Genomic DNA, 19,800 nt, shown 5'->3' on the forward strand with positions numbered 1-19,800 from the left:
CGAAACAAACATGTTGAAAAAGAGAATTTTATTGAAATTGGGTTCCAATACCTTAACGAAAGATACTGATCATATCTCCCGTGGTAAAATCGAAGATATTGGTAGGCAAATAGCAGCCTTAAAAGATCAATATGAATTCATTATTGTGAGTTCTGGGGCTATTGCCGCAGCAAAACAATTTGTGAAACTGGAGCATAATGGTGAAGAAATCAATGTAAAACAGGCATTGGCTTCTATTGGTCAGCCGCACTTAATGCGTATTTTTCAAGAGAATTTTAGGGAGCTTGGGCTTTTCACATCTCAATGTTTGTTGTCATATTCAGATTTTGAAAAAGAGCAAACTAGAGTGAATATTAAAAATACAATCAACGTTCTTGTCGCTAATAATTTCATCCCTATCATTAATGAAAATGACACGGTTGCAACAGATGAAATTAAGTTTGGAGACAACGATAAATTAGCAGGACTAACAGCCTCTCTTTTATCCGCAGATATTCTAATTATCGCCACCAATACTGACGGTATTTATACGAAGTCTTCACTATCAACTTCCAAACCAAAAACAATTGAATCAGTATCAGATTTAAGCATATTACTAAAAGAAATAGGGGAATCTAAATCTACCCATGGCACTGGCGGAATGCAATCTAAAATAGATGCAGCAACCATAGCTCAAAAAGCAGGTATTGAAACTTGGATTACAAATGGTTTAAAAGATCAATTCATTACCGACGCCATTGATAACAAAAGCACATTTACAAAAATTAAAGCATCATGAATTACCTTTCTATAAATGATATCGACTCTTTATCTACTTGGGTAAAAGAAGCTATATCGCTTAAAAAACAACCAAAGAAACATAAAGCTTTGGGTAGTGATAAAACTATCGGACTCCTATTTTTCAATAACTCGCTACGTACACGTTTAAGCACTCAAAAAGCGGCACTGAATCTGGGTATGGAAGTTATTGTTATGAATTTTGGCAGTGAAGGTTGGGCTTTAGAATATGCTGACGGTACTGTTATGGACCAAGGTACATCTGAACATATAAAGGAAGCTGCGCAGGTAATTTCTCAATATTGTGACATTATTGCAATACGTGCTTTTGCAGGCTTGAAAGACAAAGAATTAGATGAAGCAGAAGAAGTACTGAACGGCTTTAAAACATATGCATCTGTGCCTATAGTAAATATGGAAAGTTCTGCTGGGCACCCTTTACAGGCACTGACCGATGCCATTACTTTAGAAGAATATAACTTTAAAAACAACCCAAAAGTAGTTTTGTCATGGGCACCACACCCAAGAGCTTTACCACACGCGGTTGCCAATTCATTTATTCAAATGATGCAGAAGCAAAATGCTGAATTTGTGATTACACATCCAGAAGGTTATGAACTAGACCCTAATATCACCAAAGATGTTAAGATTGAGTATGATCAAGAGAAGGCGCTAGAAAATGCCGATTTTGTATATGTAAAAAACTGGAGTAGTTATACTGATTACGGTCAAATAAAATCTCAAGATACTAATTGGCAAATGACCCTGAAAAAACTAGGAAATGCTAAATTTATGCATTGTCTACCCGTACGCAGAAATGTAGTGGTTGCCGATGAAGTTTTAGATAGTAATCAATCATTGGTCATTGAACAAGCAAATAATAGAACATATGCAGCACAATTGGTTCTAAAGAAAATATTGGAAAGTAATGAAGATTAGTAAATGGATTTATATTGGCATCGCATTATTTGCACTCATCTTATTTGTAGCAAATATGGTCGATATTGACCACAGTACCGCACATTGGAAAACCTATATGGGTCCCGTTAGTAACATAATTCTTATTGTTGCCATGGTACTCATGTTCAAATTTTCTGACGATGAAAAATAAACTAAGTGTTGTAAAAATTGGCGGTAATGTCATTGAAGATGAAAAGGCTTTAGCCGTTTTTCTTAATGCATTTGCCAAGCTAGACGGGCTAAAGATTTTAGTACATGGTGGCGGAAAATTAGCTACTCAACTAGCCACTAAACTAGGTATTGAATCTAAAATGATAGATGGTAGACGTATTACCGATACTGAAACTGTCGATATTATTACTATGGTCTATGGCGGATTGGCAAATAAAAAAATCGTTGCCCAGCTTCAAGCAAAAAATATTAATGCTATCGGATTAAGCGGTGCTGATGGTGATAGCATACAGGCACATAAACGCCCCGTAAAAGAAATAGATTACGGATTTGTCGGTGATATTGACGGTGTAAATTCTGAATTAATCAGCAATCTTTTATCCATCAACCTTACGCCAATTTTCTGTGCGCTTTCGCATGATGGCGCGGGACAATTATTGAATACCAATGCAGATACCATAGCATCTGAAATTGCAATTGGTATGGCATCAACCTATGAAACCACTCTTTATTACTGCTTTGAAAAAAAAGGGGTTCTAATGGATATTAAAGATGACAATAGCGTTGTAAAAAATATCAATACAACTACATACAAAGAACTGTTAACAGCTGGAATAATCGCTGATGGCATGTTACCTAAACTTCATAATTGCTTTCATGCCCTAAACCACACCGTTGAAAAAGTATGTTTAGGCGATGTAACTATGTTAGATAAAAATACCGAACTGTTCACTACATTAACCCTATAAAATGAATCAAACAGAACTAACAGAAAGCGCAATAGCATTATTGAAAGAATTAATTTCAATAGCATCTTTTTCTAAGGAAGAAGACAAAACTGCCGATGCTATACAAGCTTGGTTGGCAAAATACAATATCCCCACAGAAAGAGACCTCAACAATATTATAGCGAAGAATAAATTTTGGAACGATTCAAAACCTACCCTTCTTCTAAACTCCCATCATGATACCGTAAAGCCTAATAAAGCCTATACAAAAGACCCTTTTTTGCCCCACATTGAAGATGGTAAATTATTCGGATTAGGAAGTAATGATGCCGGCGGACCTTTAGTGTCTCTTTTAGCAACTTTCGTAAACTATTATCATGATGAAAATCTTAGCCATAATATTTTAATGGTCGCTTCTGCAGAAGAAGAAAATGCAGGAGAGAATAGCTTACGGGGATTGTTACCGAAATTGCCACATATTGATGTTGCTATTGTTGGCGAACCAACACTGATGCAACTTGCTATTGCAGAAAAAGGACTAGTAGTTTTTGATGCTGTAGTGAAAGGGACTCCCTCGCACGCTGCGCACCCTAATGAAGACAATTCCATCTACAATTCCATTAAAGTTTTAGAATGGTTTAAGAATTACACATTCGAAAAATCATCCGAAGCTTTGGGAGATGTAAAAATGACCGTCACCCAAATTAGCGCAGGATCACAACACAATGTGGTGCCAGCACAAGTTGATATGGTAGTTGATGTTCGTGTAAATGACGCATATAGCAACAAAGAAATTACAGATTTACTGAAGAAGGATGCGCCATGCGAATTAAAGGAGCGATCTTTACGCCTCAATTCGTCGAAAATAGATAAAGACCATCCGTTAGTAAAATCGGGTATTGCATTAGGCAGAACAACCTATGGTTCACCTACACTCTCTGATCAAGCAGCACTAAATTGCCAGTCATTGAAACTAGGACCTGGTGACAGCACACGTTCTCACTCAGCCAATGAATTTATATATGTACATGAAATTGAAGAAGGCATAGATTTGTATATTAAAATATTAAAAGGCTTCATGCACTAAACGTGCGGCTAATTATAAAATTAATTATCATTATTAAGTTTTGAACTTGATATTTGAACTTGACACTTGAATTATGAAACTCTGGGATAAAGGATTTAGCACTGATAAAAAGATTGATCATTTCACCGTAGGTAATGACAGAGAACTAGATTTACTATTGGCTAAGTACGATGTTATTGCATCTAGAGCTCATGCCAAAATGTTAGGCGAAATCGGATTGATTACACCTAAAGAAACTCAAGACCTCGTAAGAGAGTTGAATACTATCGCTGCACGAATAGAAAAAGGAACTTTTACTATTGAAAATTCTTTTGAAGACATGCATTCTAAAATAGAATACATGCTTACCCTAAGTTTGGGCGATACTGGCAAAAAAATACATACTGCACGATCAAGGAACGATCAAGTTTTAGTAGCCATGCACCTTTATTTGAAGGATGAATTGACAGAAATTAAATCGATGACCAAGTCGCTATTTAATCTTCTTTTGGTAAAAGCCCAAGAACACAAAGATGTTATGTTACCAGGGTATACGCATTTACAAATTGCCATGCCTTCTTCATTCGGACTATGGTTTTCTGCCTATGCGGAAAGCTTAATAGATGACCTTTATTTTATTGAAGCAGCCTATAAAGTTGCTGACCAAAACCCATTAGGTAGTGCTGCTGGTTATGGTAGCTCATTTGCTATCGACCGTAGATTTACTACTAAAGAAATGGGCTTTAGCACACTAAAATACAATGTAGTTGCTGCTCAAATGAGTAGAGGAAAAGTAGAAAAAGCAACCGCTTTCGGTATCGCAAATATTGCAGCAACGCTTTCTAAAATGGCTATGGATATTTGTTTGTATATGAGCCAGAACTTCAACTTTATCTCTTTCCCAGATGAGTTGACTACGGGTTCTAGCATTATGCCACATAAAAAAAATCCTGATGTTTTTGAATTGGTACGTGGTAAGTGTAACAAGCTACAGTCTATACCAAATCAACTTACTTTAATTATCAATAACCTACCAAGCGGATATCATAGAGACCTGCAATTGGTGAAGGAAATTATTATACCGGCAATTCAAGACATGAAAGCGTGTTTAGAGATATTGACATTTAGTTTAAAAGAAATTAAAGTCAATAATGACATCTTAGAAGACCCGAAGTATGACTACTTATTTAGTGTGGATACTTTAAATGAACTTGTACAAAACGGGATGCCTTTTAGAGATGCGTATAAGAAAATGGGACAAGAAATTAACGAGGGTACTTTTAAGCCCAAAAGAGATATTCACCACACACACGAAGGCAGTTTAGGTAATCTTTGCTTAAAGGAAATTAATGATAAAATGAAGGAGATTTAGTTCTCCTTCAAATACCTATCTGAATAAATTTTGGTGAACTGGGCTCCGAAAGTGACTATTAAACTAGAATAAGAAACCCATAACATGACCAAAATTATGCTTCCGGCAGCACCATAAGTTGAACCTGGCTCTGCCTTACTAAAGTAAAAAGCAAGCGCATATTTACCTATTAAAAATAAAAAAGCGGTAAGTGCAGCGCCGACCTTAACTGCTTTCCAACGCACATGTGTACTGGGCAAGTATTTAAACATGGCACCGAATAATAGATAGATAAATGTCAAAGAAATAACAATATCCAACACAAATCCTAGCTCCAACATTCCCTCTGGCAAAAGCCTAGATAATTGAGCTGAAAATGCCGATAAAAAAGAAGTTAGCACAAAACTGATTAGTAGTAGAAATCCGAAAATAAGAATAAATCCGAATCCTTTTAACCGCATGAAAAGTGTAGATAATATTTCATTAATGTACTTTGGTTTCGCTTTCCAAATATCATTTAACGCATTTTGTAGTTGATAAAAAACTCCCGTAGCACCATAAATCAATACTCCTACACCTAATATGGTAGCTACTATAGATGTATTTTCACTACCTCTATCCGCTATCATTTCTTGTATAGATTGAGCTGTTTCAGGCCCCATAGCTGATGAAATTTCCGCAAATAGCTCTCCCCGTACAATCTCTTTACCCCAAATACCACCAACCAATTCTAGAATTAAAATAAGTAGACCTGGCAGTGATAAAATTGCATAATATGCTATAACCGCACTTATTTGAAATGGTTCTTTTTCCATCCATTCATTATAGGTTTTCACCAGTAATTTAGGTAGGTGAGAAATCCCAAATTTAGTATGATTTTCTTCCTTATTTTTAGACATTATAATAGTATTTAAACTAAGTTTAAAAATAAGACAAGTAAAATATTGCCTGTAATCCGATAAGATTAAATACTACCTCTTAAAAGGTTTTTCTGATTCTTTAAAGGATTGCTTTTATACAGTTCATCAGAAAAACTAGACTTTACATCTATATAACAGGCGTTCACAACAAAAAATTTTAACATTTAGTTTTCATAGGCATATTTGAGGCAAACCCTCGATTAAACCAACCGGCATGCCAATTTTCAAAAAAAGTTTTACCCTTTTTCTTTTATTCTTAAGTGTTAATCTTTTTTCTCAATCATTTAATTCTGTTTGGAATACAAATAATACCGAGACAGGCTCTTCTTTAGCCAATCAAGTTACCATTCCTACCAACCCTTCATATACAACATATGATTATGATATAGATTGGGGAGATGCAAATACAGATACTGGAGTAACCGGAAATATCACTCATACTTATGCTACTCCCGGTATATACACAATTAGTATTAGCGGTACATTTCCTTCTATTTATTTTAACGATGAAAATGCAAACGACAAACTAAAGATTATAGAAATACTGGCATGGGGAGACATTGAATGGCAAACCATGGAAAATGCTTTTTATGGTTGTGAAAACTTGAATTTTGATTTAATTGACGATCCTAAGCTTGCTCAAGTCACCTCTTTGAAACAGATGTTTAGAGGTTGTACTTCGTTTAATGGAATTGTAAATAACTGGGATACCAGTACTATTAATGATATCTCAGGCTTATTTTATGAAGCAGAAACATTTAATAGACCCTTAGCAAATTGGAATACCAGGGCAGTAACAGATATGTCTTATACTTTTTACGAAGCCGAACTATTTAATGAGCCATTGGATAGTTGGAATACAGCTGAGGTAACTACAATGTCTAACATGTTTTATCATGCTGAAAATTTTAATCAAAACATCAACAATTGGAACGTTAGCAATGTAACGGACATGTCTAATTTGTTTTTTTATGCCAGAGTTTTTAATCAGCCTTTGAACTTATGGGATGTAAGTAATGTAACTACCATGGCAAGCATGTTTTACCTAACATCCTTTAACCAACAAATAAACAATTGGAATATTAGCAATGTAACGGACATTTCTGGAATGTTTCAAAATTGCCCGTTCAATCAGCCCTTAAATTTATGGGATGTTAGCAATGTGACCACCTTATCGTCCACGTTTGCCCAAAACAATAATTTTAATCAACCTTTAAATGATTGGGACGTAAGCAATGTAACCGACATGAGCCGAACATTTGGTAGTGCCGGTAGCTTAAAAGATTTTAACCAACCTTTAAATCAGTGGGATGTTAGTAATGTAACTAACATGTCAGGTATGTTTGAAAGCTCTTCTTTTAACCAACCATTAAATGGGTGGGATGTTAGCAACGTAACCAATATGAGCTATATGTTTGCTGGTTGGGCATCTTCCTACATAACTGCTTATAACCAACCTTTAGACCTTTGGGACGTAAGTAGCGTTACGAACATGAGTTATATGTTTCAAGACTCAAGTTTTAACCAAGATATTGAAGGCTGGGACGTTTCTAATGTTACGAATATGAGTAATATGTTTGATAACGCAACGCTATTTAATCAGCCACTAAACAATTGGACAATTACTTCACTTACAAATTTGGATGGTATTTTCACAAATACACCGCTGTTCAACCAACCTCTAGACAATTGGAATACTTCGGCTGTAACAAGAATGAGAAATACATTTCTGAATGCTGATGCTTTTGATCAGGACCTATCATCTTGGGACATTTCCTCCGTTACATCTATGACATCTCTATTATCCAACTCTGGATTATCTGAGGAAAATTATGATGCTACTTTAATCGGTTGGGCTACCCAAACAGTAGAAGATGATGTTGACTTAGGAGCAACAGGCTTAAAATATTGTGATGGTAGACTTGCAAGACAAGAACTTATTGACACCCATAATTGGACTATAACCGGAGATATTGTTAACTGTTCAAATGTGTTCTGCACAACAATTACAAACCCAGCCGAAGGAGATACAAATGTTCCTGCAAATTCTAACATACATTGGGCTGCCGCACCAAATGCCACCGGTTACTATATTGACTTAGAGGTTGAAAGAGGCGGAGTCCGTAGCTTTGTAAATATCAGTGGAAGCCCTGCAAATAATTATGATGTTGGTAACGTACAAATTTTAACTTTTACCAACGAATTTACTCCAGGCGATACTATTTTCATTACTGTAACACCTTATAATGGTGAAGGTCCGGCAGTTGGCTGTGAAGAATTTAGCTTTACCGTAGTACCATCATGGGTCAATAGTCCAGCTGCCTATAAATTTACGATTGACACTAGCCTTGGATCTGCTTACGGTACTGATCAGTTTGATTTTAGAATTCAAAGAAACTCTAGTTACAGCTACAATTATTCCGTTGATTGGGGTGATAGCGAATACAACAATAATGTTACAAGTGATCTTAGGCACATATACAATACTCCTGGAATCTATACGATAGCTATTATTGGCGATTTTCCCGCTCCTTATAACTATTACGGAGATGCCGATGAAGTCATATCTATTGACCAGTGGGGAACACATGAGTATCAATCCATGCAAAGAGCTTGCTTTGGATGTGAAAACATGGAGTATAATGCTACAGATATTCCTGACCTTACTCTTGTAACAGATATGTCCGAAATGTTTGAAGGCGCCCATTTATTTAATGGCGATTTAAATAATTGGAACGTTACTAATGTAACGAACATGGATTCTACCTTTAAAGGAACCTATGTTTTTAATGAACCTTTAAACACCTGGGATGTTAGCAATGTTACTAATATGACCAGTATGTTCTATAGCGCTAGAGAATTTGATCAACCCCTAAATTCATGGAATACGGGTAATGTCACCAATATGGGTTCTATGTTCTATGATGCAGAAGTATTTAATCAGCCATTAGATTGGGATGTGTCTAAAGTTACCTCTATGTATAGCATGTTTGGTTATACGGAGCTATTTAACCAAAACATAAATGATTGGGATACATCTTCAGTTACCAATATGAGCTCTATGTTCAGAAGTGCTGAAGCATTTGATCAACCTTTAAATGATTGGAACGTATCATTGGTTACTACCATGAATTATATGTTTAGTTTCGCCGAAGTTTTTGATCAACCTCTAGACAATTGGAATGTAAACTCTGTCACCAATATGGGGTCTATGTTCTACAATGCTCAAAAGTTTAACCAAAACATAGACAGTTGGTCCGTAACGAATGTAACAGACATGTCTTCCATGTTTAATTCAGCTCTAAGCTTTAACCAGCCATTAAATAGTTGGGACGTAAACTCTGTAGTGAACATGTCTGAAATGTTTAATGGCGCAGAAATTTTTGATCAACCTCTAATAGATTGGGATGTAAGTGCCGTGGCCAACATGTCATCTATGTTTAAAAATGCCTTACTGTTTGATCAGCCGCTAAATAATTGGAACGTATCATCGGTTACGCTAATGCCGTCTATGTTCGAAAGCGCTGAAACTTTTAACCAACCTTTAAACAATTGGAACACAGCTGTGGTAACCAACTTTGCAGCAATGTTTAAAAACGCATTGGCTTTTAATGAACCACTTACCAATTGGAATACAGGCGAAGCTTTAACTATGCAAGAAATGTTTAGCGGTGCAACGCTATTTAATCAAAACATTGATGCGTGGAACGTTTCATTTGTAACCACAATGGAAGCTATGTTTAACGATGCTACCAGCTACAACCAAAGCATGAACTCTTGGAACGTAGCTTCTGTAACTACCATGGAAGATATGTTTAAAGGCGCCATTGCGTTTAATGAAGCTATTGGGGATTGGAATGTAAGAGGTGTCACCACTATGGAAGAAATGTTCAGCGACGCAACTGTTTTCAACCAAAATATAAACAATTGGCGTATAACAGGTGTAAGCAATTTGGATTATATGTTTAAAAATGCATCTGCATATAACCAAGTTATGGATTTATGGAATCCGGGGACGGTATCAATGCGCTCTATGTTCGACAATGCCACTTCATTAGACCAAAGCCTTGCCGAATGGGATGTAAGCGGTGTTACTAATATGAGTGATATGTTAGACCATACCGCTTTGGTAAGAGAAAATTACGATGCGACCCTTATTGCTTGGTCAGAGCAAACATTAAATAGTGGTATTACCCTAGGAGCAGAAGATCTACCGTATTGTGATGCACAAGAAGAGAGACAGTCTATGATAGATAATTTTGGTTGGACATTCAGCCAAGATGTTCGAGATTGTCCTATTCCTGAATGCACACAATTAGCTTCGCCCCTTAATGGAGCAACAGATGTGCCCATTAACACAAACCTTACTTGGGATGCCGCGCAATTTGCACAGGGTTATTATTTAACTGTAGGAACAACAGCTGGCGGAAACGATGTTGTAAATAATGAAACTATAATCAACGAGACTTCATACGAATTTGCTTCAGATTTTGATACTGGCGATACAGTTTATGTAACCATTGTACCTTTTAACGATGAAGGTAATCCTGGTGTTTGTAATGAAGAGAGTTTCACCTTGTCAAACACACTACCTACCATACCAGAGTGCACCTCTTTGATAACACCTGCCAATAACGATAGTGATGTGCTAGTAACTACAGATTTAACCTGGAATGCCATATCTAATGCTGACGGTTATAGATTAACGATAGGGACATCTGCAGGAGCCAATGATATTCTAGATAATTTTGATGTAGAGAATGTTACTACACATGATCTAGTAACAGACCTACCTGAAGATAGTGATATTTTCATCACTATTACACCGTATAATGAACAAGGACCTGCTGATAGTTGTAGTGAAGAATCTTTTCATACAGAAACAATACCTGTTGCACCTACATGTACTAATTTAATTATTCCTGCACACCAAGAAACAGATGTTGCTATTGATACAAATTTAAGTTGGACGGCAGTTCCCGAAGCAACGGGTTATCTCGTTATTGTTGGTACAACCGAAGGTGGTAACGAAATAGTAAACAATGTTGATGTAAGTAATTTTACAACTTATGATATTCCTGTCGATTTACTTGAAAGTAGAACTTATTATGTAACAATTATACCATATAACGATGTTGACGATGCGGTAGGTTGTATTGAAGAAAACTTTACTACTGGCGATTCTACAAGTCCGCCATCATGTCCAATTTTAAATTCACCCGCAAATGGTGCCACACAAGTTCCTTTAGATACCAATTTAAGCTGGAATGGTTCAGGTTCAGCAGACGGCTATAGATTAACGGTTGGTACAACATCTGGTGGTTCAGACATATTTACAGGTGATCTTGGCAATGAAACCACATACGATTTTGTAAGCGACCTACCTGAAAATGAAACTATTCACGTTTCTATTATCGCCTACAACATTAATGGTCCTTCTTCAGGTTGTACAGAGTACACATTTGAAACAGCGGGTCCACCAGATTGTACAACACTAATAAGTCCTACAAATAACGATACAAATGTTGCTGTAGATACTTCTATAGCGTGGAATGCAGTTACAGATGCCAATGGTTATAGAGTAACCGTTATCGGCAGTAACAGTACTGCTAACAATATGACCGATTTTGAAATAACATCGGATACAACGTTCGATTTTTCAAATGATTTCATACAAGGTGAAACAGTTACGGTTACTATTAAACCATACAATGATAATGGAGAAGCCATTGGTTGTACTTCTGAAAGTTTTACCATAATACCACCACCATTACCATCATGCACAAGTTTAATATCACCATTAAATAATGCTGTTAATGTTGATATTGATACAGATCTTAGTTGGAATGCCGTAACCGATGCAACTGGCTACAAATTAACTGTCATTGCAAGTGAAAGCACTGACAACAACTTAAACGAAGTAGATGTTATCGCGAATTCTTATGATTTCATCAATGATTTCATACAAGGCGAAACGGTAATGGTTACCATTAAACCTTTTAACAACTCAGGTGAAGCTATAGATTGTACTTCAGAATCATTTACCATTAAACCGGTACCTTCTTGTACTAGTTTGAGCATGCCATTAAATGGAGCTACAGCAGTTGACATAGGCACTTCAATTTCTTGGAATGCCGTAACCGATGCAATCGGCTATTTCGTAACCGTGAATGCGAGCAATAGCACTGCCAATAACTTTATCGACCGAAAAACAACAACGACTGCGATAGATTTTGATTCAGATTTTACGCAAGGTGAAACGGTTTCAGTTACTATAACTCCATATAATGAATCTGGTAATGCTATCGGTTGTAATACAGAAACGTTTACTATTGAAGCAATTCCTCAATGTACCACTTTAATCTCTCCCGCCAACGGCGACATTGATGTTGCCATTAATACTAATTTAGAATGGGCACCAGTACCTGAGGCTGTTGGTTATGTATTATCAGTAAATGCAAATAACAGTACAGCAAACAATGTATTAGAATTAGATATCACTACTGGAAATACCCATGATTTTACCAACGATTTTGAGCAAGGGGAAACAGTTGCAGTCACTATTGTTCCTTATAATGCCGCTGGTGAAGCTATTGGATGTTCTACAGAGAGTTTCACTATTAAATCGGTTCCTAACTGTACTACTCTAATTTCTCCAATAAATGGTGATGTTGTTCCCGAATTGAACGAAATTACATGGAACGCTGTTACAGATGCAAATGGTTACAGACTAACCATTACATCAAGCAATAGTATTGAGAATAATATTACTAATCTGGAAATTTTAGATACTACTTACACATTCCCCTATGAGTTTAATATAGGAGAAACTGTAACGATTACTATCGTCCCTTTCAACGAAATTGGTGATGCCATTGGTTGTACTTCTGAGAACATTACCATAAGACCAATACCAGCCTGTACAACTCTAATACCTTCGTTACAAAATGGCAATGATATTGCTGTTTCTACCGATATTGAATGGAACGCTGCAAACGAAGCTGATGGTTATTACATTTCAATAGGCACCACGGAAGACGGTACCGATATTGTCAACAATGAAGATGTTGCATCTTTGACCAGTTATACTTTAAGTGAAGATTTACCTTCTGAAACTCTTATATATGTACATATAACCCCATACAACTCTTCCGGTATAGCAGAAGGGTGTATTTCTGAAAGTTTCACCACTGAAATTATAGCACCTGATTGCGCCGTGTTACTTAGTCCCGCTAACGGTGAAACTGATGTATCATTAGAAAGTACTATTTCATGGGATGAAGTTGAACATACAGATGGTTATTATATTTCTATAGGAACTTCTACAGAGGAAAATGATATATTAGATACTATTGATATGGGTAATACTACTAGCTATACTCATGGAGAAGAACTTCCTTTTGATTCTGAAATCTACATCACCATTACACCCTACAACAGTGTAGGTGAAGCTATTGATTGCGAGTTACAATCGTTTACAACTATGATTCCCGAAGACGAAACCAAATACGGATTCTCTCCAGATGGCGACGGAATTAATGAATATTGGCATATTGAAAACATAGATTACTACCCTGAAAATGTAGTCAGTATTTATAACCGATGGGGAGTAATGGTTTTTCAAATTGAAAACTACGATAATGTATCTAACCTATTTTCAGGTACTGCAAATGTGCAGACCAAATTAGGTGCTGACCAACTACCAACAGGAACGTACTTCTTCAACATTCAAATTGAAGGAGAAACTATTTTAAGAAAAACACAAGGTTATCTTGTATTAAAGCGATAATAGCATGCAGAATTTATATAAAAATATCGCTTTAATAGCATTCATTCTTGTTGCATACACCAATAACGCATTGGCTCAGCAAACTCCTACTTTCTCTGAGTACAATTACAACCCGTACCTAGTGAATTCTGCCTTTGCAGGATTGGCTCCAAGTGCAGAGATTGGCATTAGCAATACAGGTACTTTTAATCAATTTGAAGGTAGTCCTAAAAGTTTCGCCCTAAGTTTTCATACGCCTCTAAATAGAGGTAAAGTTGGGTTGGGCGCAGGTTTAATTCGTGATGAAGTTGGGGTTACCACCTCAACAAGTGCTTTTGCCACTTACTCATACAAAATCTTTTTTGACACCAAAAAAAATAGACCTTATTGGCAAATATACACCCCTAATTCATTATCATTTTCCATATCACCCGGTGTGCAGCAATATCAAGATAATTTACTAGAACTTGGTATTATGGACGACCCTAATTTTGCTATGAATATTAATGCCACTATACCAACTATCGGATTAGGATTTCTTCTAAATCTTGCTAATGTATATGTAGGAATTTCTACACCAAATGTAATTGGTGATATGCTAGTATCCGATGATAATGTTGAAATTAACGTTCCGTATTATGGCTATTTAGGATACCGCTTCTTTTCAAACAAATTTGAAGAATTAATGGTTAAGCCAAACTTATTATTGAAGTATGAAAATGGCGCTCCATTTCAAGTAGACATGAATATCGCTGTCAGTTACAGAAACAGATTTGAACTAGGAACAGGTTATAGAACTAATTCGTCGATTAATCTTTTAGCTGGTGTCTATCTTTTCAAAAATATTAGAGCTATATACAGTTACAATGTAGCCATGAACGATTCTCCATTAGGTAATACCCATGGCATTATTGCCACTTACCGTTTTGGTAAGGGCTTTAGTAGAGATTAAACACTCTTCAATAATCTATGAATGAATTCCAATTTTTTCTCCACAGGTTTCGAAATTATAAAAGGATAAGGATCGTCTTCTCCCATAGAACGGCTCATACTATTTAATGCGAACAGTAACGGCATACCAGTATTCAATACCTTTTTAAAACTGATTTCTTTATAAGAATCGAAACTAGCATTCATCTTTAAATTTTTCTTGGCTGTTATTTTAGGATCTGTTTTGAGTCCGAAATTATATGCGGTTTCCAAAACATCGGTCAAGTGCAGATAATGCGACCATGTTTCTGCCCAATCTTCCCAAGGGTGAGATGATGCATACTTACTTATGAAACGTTGCTGCCAATTCGCTTGCGGACCATTGTTGTAATAATTGTTTAACGCATCTGCATACGACTGAGAATCATCTCCGAAAATAGTTCTAAATTCAGCCAAAACATCAGGATTATCACGAATAAGCAGGTCCCAAAAGTAATGTCCAACCTCATGTCTAAAATGACCGAGCAAGGTTCTATAACGTTCAGACATTTGTTGTTTAACTTGTTCTCGAACAACAGGATCTGCTTCAGAAATTAATAGGGTAATTACGCCATTTGCATGACCGGTTTTTAAATTCTTTGACTCCTCTGGCAAATCATCTTTCGCCAAAAAATCGAAACAAAATCCTTTTAAATCGTCTATAGTCTTGCTTACAATAGGTAGTCTAAATCGTAATAATTGATAAACCAATCTATGTTTGGCAATTTCAATGTGTTGCCATTTTTTAAGATTGTCATCATCTAGAATATCTGGTATGGTTCTATTTAAACTGCATGCTAAACAAAACTCATTTCCTCTTTCAACATCTACAAGCCAATTACAAACATTGTATTTGTGATTTTTACAGTATGTATAGGTTTTGCCTTCCAATTCTGGAAGTTGCCATTTTGCAGCATTTACATCTAAGGAAACTATCTTATTGTAATAAGAAGAATACCCTAGTAGATAGCTGCAGTTTACACACTTGTTATTCTCGAAAACAACTGTATTCTTACAGTTTGTACACTGAAATAATTTCATATCCTATAGTCTTTTAAACAGACAAGGACAGTGTATTATTTGATCATCTTAAGATTTATAACCTCTTGATCGGTCAAATACCTCCAGTGTCCTCTTGGTAAATCTTTTTTAGTAAGACCACCATAAACAACCCTATCCATTCTTTGAATTGTATAACCTAAATTTTCAAAAATGCGTTCTACAATTTTATTTCTAGAACTATAAATCTCAATACCAACTTCTCTTTTTGGAGCATCAGCAATAAAACTTACATCTTGTACACGAACTGCCTTTTCATCAACAACCACACCTTCTTGAATCTTCTTTAAATCGGCACTTCTTAGTTCTTGATCTAAAACCAAATGATAAATTTTACGCATGCCATTTACAGGGCTTTTCAACACCTTGGTCATACTACCATCATTGGTAAACAAAAGTAAACCTGTATGTTCTTTTTCCAATTTATCTACCGGAAGTAATTTTGACTTAGAAGCACTTGATATTAATCCAGAAACGTGTCTTTTACCTTTTTCATCTCGTACAGTAGTAACAAAGTCTTTAGGCTTGTTCAACAAGACGTATTCTCTCTTAACAGGATTTAATAATTGACCATCGAATTTTACCTCATCGCTCAACTTAACCTTATATCCCATTTCTGTAATAGGCTTTCCATTTACAGTTACATTACCTGCAGCAATATATATATCTGCATCTCTTCGAGAACATACCCCAGAGTTGGCTACATATTTATTTAGTCTAATAGAATTTGGATCTTGTGGTTTGGCTGGCGTCACATTTTTTTTAATGGGCGCATTACCACGAGCATAGCTCTTCTTTTTAAAATTACCACCTTGCCTACCTGAAGCATTTTTTCCTCTACTAGAATCATCCCTACTCATAACTGTACCAATTTTGCACAAAGGTAGCAAATTGCGTTGCCGTTCAAATAGTTATATGAAACATATTACGAACAACTATAGTATTCTGTTTAAAACAAGGTCAACATCTATTAGTAGAATACCAAAGACTCCCATTACTATAATTAGTTTTAGAATATTATGCAGCCAAACATAGTCTTTACGGGCTTTTGCCTTGAATAAAAGAAATACAAAGAGGACTAGCAATACCACACAAAGCATAAAATAAAAGTTCATATACCCCACATCGAACTTGAAAATCAGCAGTAATGATGGCACAAGGGTCAATAAAATCAATAAACTGATAAGAATTTTAGAAGTTCGTGCTCCGTAAATTATCGGAATAGTTCTGTAATTCTGAGCTAAATCTCCTGAAATATTTTCTAAATCCTTGATCATTTCTCGTGCTAGTATCAATAAAAAAAGAAATACTGCATGCATAAAAATCACTGGCTGAATATTCTTGTAGTAAATGAATACGACAAAGAATGGCGTAATTGCCAAAGTGGCTGAAATAAAATTACCTAAAAACGGAATTTTCTTCAACTTATGCGAATAGATCCAAATACCGAAAATATATGATGAGAAAAAGAAAACCGCTTTAAACGATACATAACTGGCCGCAATTACCGCAAAAAAATTGAGTACAAAATATGTCGTTAGCTTAAATCGCTGGCTTACCAAGCGATCCAGCATACTCTTTCGGGGTTTATTAATGAGGTCTTTTTCTGCGTCGTAGAAATTATTAATAATATAACCAGCAGCAATAACCATAGCTGAAGCTATTACGATAACGAAAAGATTAACGTCAAAAACTACTTTACGAACAGGAAGCTCTGGTGCTAAAATATAAATAGACGCCAAATATTGAGCTAGGGCTATAACTAGAATGTTATACCCCCTAACCACTGAAAACAGACTCAGTACTTTTAAAAGTAAGAGTTTATTTCTTCTATTAAGCATGTATGGAAATTACCTAAAAATTATAGACTACTTCTAATTTATAATCTTTTAACGCAGTTTTAGCTTTTTCAAAATCTTCGGTAAAACCTAAGATGTAACCACCACCACCTGAGCCACAAAGCTTTAAGTAGTAATCATTAGTATCAATTCCGTTTTTCCATAAGTCATGAAACTTAGCAGGAATCATAGGTTTAAAATTATCTAAAACAACATGGGATAATTGCTTCAAATTACCGAACAATGACTGAATATTGCCGTTTACAAAATCTTCTACACAAGCATCTGTATGCTTTATGAATTGATTTTTTAGCATTTTACGAAAACCGTCATTCTTCATTTGCTCCATGAAAATCTGAACCATTGGTGCAGTTTCTCCAATAATACCGCTATCTAATAAGAATACGGCTCCTTTACCTTCTATATTTTGTGAAGGTATGCTAGTAGACTCAATATTGTCTTTAGAATTTATAAGAATTGGAAGACTCAAGTAACTATTCAATGGATCAAGCCCAGATGATTTACCGTGAAAAAACGACTCCATTTTACCGAATATCGTTTTAAGCTTCAATAGTTTTTCTCTGGTTAAGTTCTCAAGAACCGTTATTTTTTCTTGCGCATATTTGTCATAAATAGCTGCTACCAAAGCACCACTACTACCTACACCATAACCTTGTGGTATAGAACTGTCAAAATACATACCTTCAGCAACATCAGCTTTTAACAGGTCTAAATCAAAAGAAACCAAACTTGGCTCTTCAACAGTTAACTCTTCTAAATAAAGAGCAAATGCTGCTAAACTTTCGTTAGATTTTGTAGCCTCTTTTGAAACGCTGGCATCAGATTTCAAAGCTCCCTTATAAAAATTATAGGGTATTGATAATCCTTTTGAATCTTTAATGATACCATACTCTCCGAAGAGAAGAATTTTTGAATAAAAAAGAGGTCCTTTCATTTTAAAAACTAAACTAATATTGAAACGTATATAAATATAGTCAAAGATTCACAAAAAGTTGAACGTTTCACCCTAAAAGGTTAAACAAATTAAATGAATCATTCCCTTACAAACGTTTATTGTAAAGAAATAGTACTTAAATCACCTACAACTTCTTAGCACCCAGACCAATTCGATCGCAAATATACTGCCCATTTTGACAAAAAGGCACTAACTTCTCTTTTATAAATGGAAAAACGATATCCTTTTCATTTTCCGGATATAATACATGCACATTTGCACCTGCATCTAATGTAAAGCAAACATGGGTATTAGATTCTTGCCTAAATTTCCAAATCGCATTAATTATAGAAAGGGTATTTGGCTTCATTAGTATGAAATACGGATTGCTCGTCATCATCATCGCATGTAATGTAAGTGCCTCACTTTCTACAATATTTATGAATGTATCTAAACTACCATCTGTTAAAACAGACTTTAACTTCTCTAAATTGGTATGTGCCTGGTCAAATCGTTGAGCCGCGAACGGATGTCCGTGCATTAACTCATGACCCACCGTACTACTCACCTGCTTTTCTCCTTTATCTACCAACAAAATGGTATCATGAAAATTATTGAATACCTCATGTACTTTATACGGATACTTTATACCAAACAGATTTGAGCTTCCTTCAATTGAAGCTGTTTCTCCCCATTGTACCAAAGGTCCTTCAATACTGCGACAAGCACTACCGGAACCTAAACGAGATAAAAATGAAACTTTTCTGTTAAAATGCTCTTCAGAAAGATTCTTTAAAAAAGTCCTCTCCATTTCCATAAAACATAATGCCAAAGCTGACATACCGCTCGCAGATGATGCTATACCACTACTATGCGGAAAAGAATTTGATGTATTTATAACAAAGTGGTACTCTTTTAAAAACGGCAGATAGACTTCTATTCTTTTTAAAAATGTATTTATTTTTGGCTTAAATTCTTCTTTTGCTTCGCCTTCAAAAAATAAGTCAAAGGAGAACTCCTCGCTTTTTTTAGCTTTCTTTTTATACTGCACACTAGTTTTAGTAACACATGCAGCCAATGTAAAACTGATAGATGGGTTGGCAGGTATCTGATTCTCTCTCTTACCCCAATACTTTACCAAAGCAATATTACTGGGCGAAGAATACGATACTGTGCCTTCTTCTTTCAATGTGGTATATGGTGCTGGAATAAATTCTTTTTCTGACATTGAATATTCA

Annotated in this window: 14 protein-coding genes; 8 read left to right on the top strand and 6 right to left on the bottom strand. The window is 35.7% G+C overall.

Annotated features, from left to right (window positions below; translation table 11 throughout):
• Window positions 1-10: 10 nt before the first annotated feature.
• From proB to argH, 6 genes are all read left to right on the top strand, one after another.
• Window positions 11-778 carry a glutamate 5-kinase gene (proB, locus tag BUC31_RS01550; RefSeq protein WP_073240619.1) on the top strand — a complete coding sequence of 256 codons (768 nt, stop codon included), beginning with the start codon at window positions 11-13 and terminating at the stop codon, window positions 776-778.
• Entirely contained in the window at window positions 775-1,716 is a 942-nt protein-coding gene (locus BUC31_RS01555; RefSeq protein ID WP_073240621.1) for a Rossmann-fold NAD(P)-binding domain-containing protein, read from the top strand. Before proB ends, BUC31_RS01555 begins: the two co-directional genes overlap by 4 nt.
• Window positions 1,706-1,888 carry a hypothetical protein gene (locus tag BUC31_RS01560; protein WP_073240622.1) on the top strand — a complete coding sequence of 61 codons (183 nt, stop codon included), beginning with the start codon at window positions 1,706-1,708 and terminating at the stop codon, window positions 1,886-1,888. Before BUC31_RS01555 ends, BUC31_RS01560 begins: the two co-directional genes overlap by 11 nt.
• Window positions 1,878-2,657: an acetylglutamate kinase gene (gene argB / locus BUC31_RS01565; protein ID WP_073240624.1), complete on the top strand. Its 780-nt coding sequence runs from the start codon at window positions 1,878-1,880 to the stop codon at window positions 2,655-2,657. The genes BUC31_RS01560 and argB overlap by 11 nt, the downstream gene beginning before the upstream one ends.
• A gap of 1 nt (window position 2,658) precedes the next feature.
• Complete coding sequence (locus BUC31_RS01570) at window positions 2,659-3,723, top strand: M20 family metallo-hydrolase (RefSeq protein WP_073240626.1); 1,065 nt, start codon at window positions 2,659-2,661, stop codon at window positions 3,721-3,723.
• Window positions 3,724-3,796: 73 nt separating this feature from the next.
• Window positions 3,797-5,074: an argininosuccinate lyase gene (gene argH, locus BUC31_RS01575; protein ID WP_073240628.1), complete on the top strand. Its 1,278-nt coding sequence runs from the start codon at window positions 3,797-3,799 to the stop codon at window positions 5,072-5,074.
• Here the strand turns inward: argH and BUC31_RS01580 are convergent.
• Window positions 5,071-5,952: a YihY/virulence factor BrkB family protein gene (locus tag BUC31_RS01580; RefSeq protein ID WP_073240629.1), complete on the bottom strand. Its 882-nt coding sequence runs from the start codon at window positions 5,950-5,952 to the stop codon at window positions 5,071-5,073. The two genes, argH and BUC31_RS01580, sit on opposite strands and share 4 nt — an antisense overlap.
• 235 nt (window positions 5,953-6,187) lie before the next feature.
• On the opposite strand from BUC31_RS01580, the gene BUC31_RS01585 reads away from it, so the two are divergent.
• Both BUC31_RS01585 and BUC31_RS01590 read left to right on the top strand, forming a co-directional pair.
• Window positions 6,188-13,762 carry a BspA family leucine-rich repeat surface protein gene (locus tag BUC31_RS01585; RefSeq protein ID WP_073240631.1) on the top strand — a complete coding sequence of 2,525 codons (7,575 nt, stop codon included), beginning with the start codon at window positions 6,188-6,190 and terminating at the stop codon, window positions 13,760-13,762.
• 4 nt (window positions 13,763-13,766) lie between these two features.
• The gene (locus tag BUC31_RS01590) at window positions 13,767-14,693 is read left to right on the top strand and encodes a PorP/SprF family type IX secretion system membrane protein (RefSeq protein ID WP_073240633.1); all 927 of its coding nucleotides are present in this window, start codon (window positions 13,767-13,769) and stop codon (window positions 14,691-14,693) included.
• Here the strand turns inward: BUC31_RS01590 and BUC31_RS01595 are convergent.
• From BUC31_RS01595 to BUC31_RS01615, 5 genes are all read right to left on the bottom strand, one after another.
• Entirely contained in the window at window positions 14,690-15,751 is a 1,062-nt protein-coding gene (locus BUC31_RS01595; protein ID WP_073240634.1) for a zinc-binding metallopeptidase family protein, read from the bottom strand. The genes BUC31_RS01590 and BUC31_RS01595 overlap by 4 nt on opposite strands.
• A gap of 35 nt (window positions 15,752-15,786) precedes the next feature.
• Window positions 15,787-16,629 (bottom strand): pseudouridine synthase, encoded by an 843-nt coding sequence (locus BUC31_RS01600; protein ID WP_073240636.1) that lies wholly within the window; start codon window positions 16,627-16,629, stop codon window positions 15,787-15,789.
• 75 nt (window positions 16,630-16,704) lie between these two features.
• Entirely contained in the window at window positions 16,705-17,610 is a 906-nt protein-coding gene (locus BUC31_RS01605; protein ID WP_073240638.1) for a geranylgeranylglycerol-phosphate geranylgeranyltransferase, read from the bottom strand.
• A gap of 13 nt (window positions 17,611-17,623) precedes the next feature.
• Window positions 17,624-18,562, bottom strand: coding sequence for a mevalonate kinase family protein (locus BUC31_RS01610; protein ID WP_073240640.1), 939 nt, complete (start codon window positions 18,560-18,562; stop codon window positions 17,624-17,626).
• Window positions 18,563-18,707: 145 nt separating this feature from the next.
• On the bottom strand, window positions 18,708-19,790 hold the full coding sequence (locus BUC31_RS01615; protein ID WP_073240642.1) for a diphosphomevalonate decarboxylase: 1,083 nt from the start codon (window positions 19,788-19,790) through the stop codon (window positions 18,708-18,710).
• Window positions 19,791-19,800: the final 10 nt, after the last annotated feature.

Origin of the sequence: Maribacter aquivivus, assembly GCF_900142175.1 — a bacterium.
Lineage (GTDB): Bacteria > Bacteroidota > Bacteroidia > Flavobacteriales > Flavobacteriaceae > Maribacter > Maribacter aquivivus.

Excerpts from the sequence above, each read along its gene's own strand:
- proB (WP_073240619.1), top strand. The coding sequence starts at position 11 with ATGTTGAAAAAGAGAATTTTATTGAAATTGGGTTCCAATACCTTAACG.
- BUC31_RS01615 (WP_073240642.1), bottom strand. The coding sequence starts at position 19,790 with ATGTCAGAAAAAGAATTTATTCCAGCACCATATACCACATTGAAAGAA.
- BUC31_RS01560 (WP_073240622.1), top strand. The coding sequence starts at position 1,706 with ATGAAGATTAGTAAATGGATTTATATTGGCATCGCATTATTTGCACTC.
- BUC31_RS01585 (WP_073240631.1), top strand. The coding sequence starts at position 6,188 with ATGCCAATTTTCAAAAAAAGTTTTACCCTTTTTCTTTTATTCTTAAGT.
- BUC31_RS01605 (WP_073240638.1), bottom strand. The coding sequence starts at position 17,610 with ATGCTTAATAGAAGAAATAAACTCTTACTTTTAAAAGTACTGAGTCTG.
- BUC31_RS01610 (WP_073240640.1), bottom strand. The coding sequence starts at position 18,562 with ATGAAAGGACCTCTTTTTTATTCAAAAATTCTTCTCTTCGGAGAGTAT.
- BUC31_RS01555 (WP_073240621.1), top strand. The coding sequence starts at position 775 with ATGAATTACCTTTCTATAAATGATATCGACTCTTTATCTACTTGGGTA.
- argH (WP_073240628.1), top strand. The coding sequence starts at position 3,797 with ATGAAACTCTGGGATAAAGGATTTAGCACTGATAAAAAGATTGATCAT.
- BUC31_RS01580 (WP_073240629.1), bottom strand. The coding sequence starts at position 5,952 with ATGTCTAAAAATAAGGAAGAAAATCATACTAAATTTGGGATTTCTCAC.
- BUC31_RS01600 (WP_073240636.1), bottom strand. The coding sequence starts at position 16,629 with ATGAGTAGGGATGATTCTAGTAGAGGAAAAAATGCTTCAGGTAGGCAA.
- BUC31_RS01570 (WP_073240626.1), top strand. The coding sequence starts at position 2,659 with ATGAATCAAACAGAACTAACAGAAAGCGCAATAGCATTATTGAAAGAA.
- argB (WP_073240624.1), top strand. The coding sequence starts at position 1,878 with ATGAAAAATAAACTAAGTGTTGTAAAAATTGGCGGTAATGTCATTGAA.
- BUC31_RS01595 (WP_073240634.1), bottom strand. The coding sequence starts at position 15,751 with ATGAAATTATTTCAGTGTACAAACTGTAAGAATACAGTTGTTTTCGAG.
- BUC31_RS01590 (WP_073240633.1), top strand. The coding sequence starts at position 13,767 with ATGCAGAATTTATATAAAAATATCGCTTTAATAGCATTCATTCTTGTT.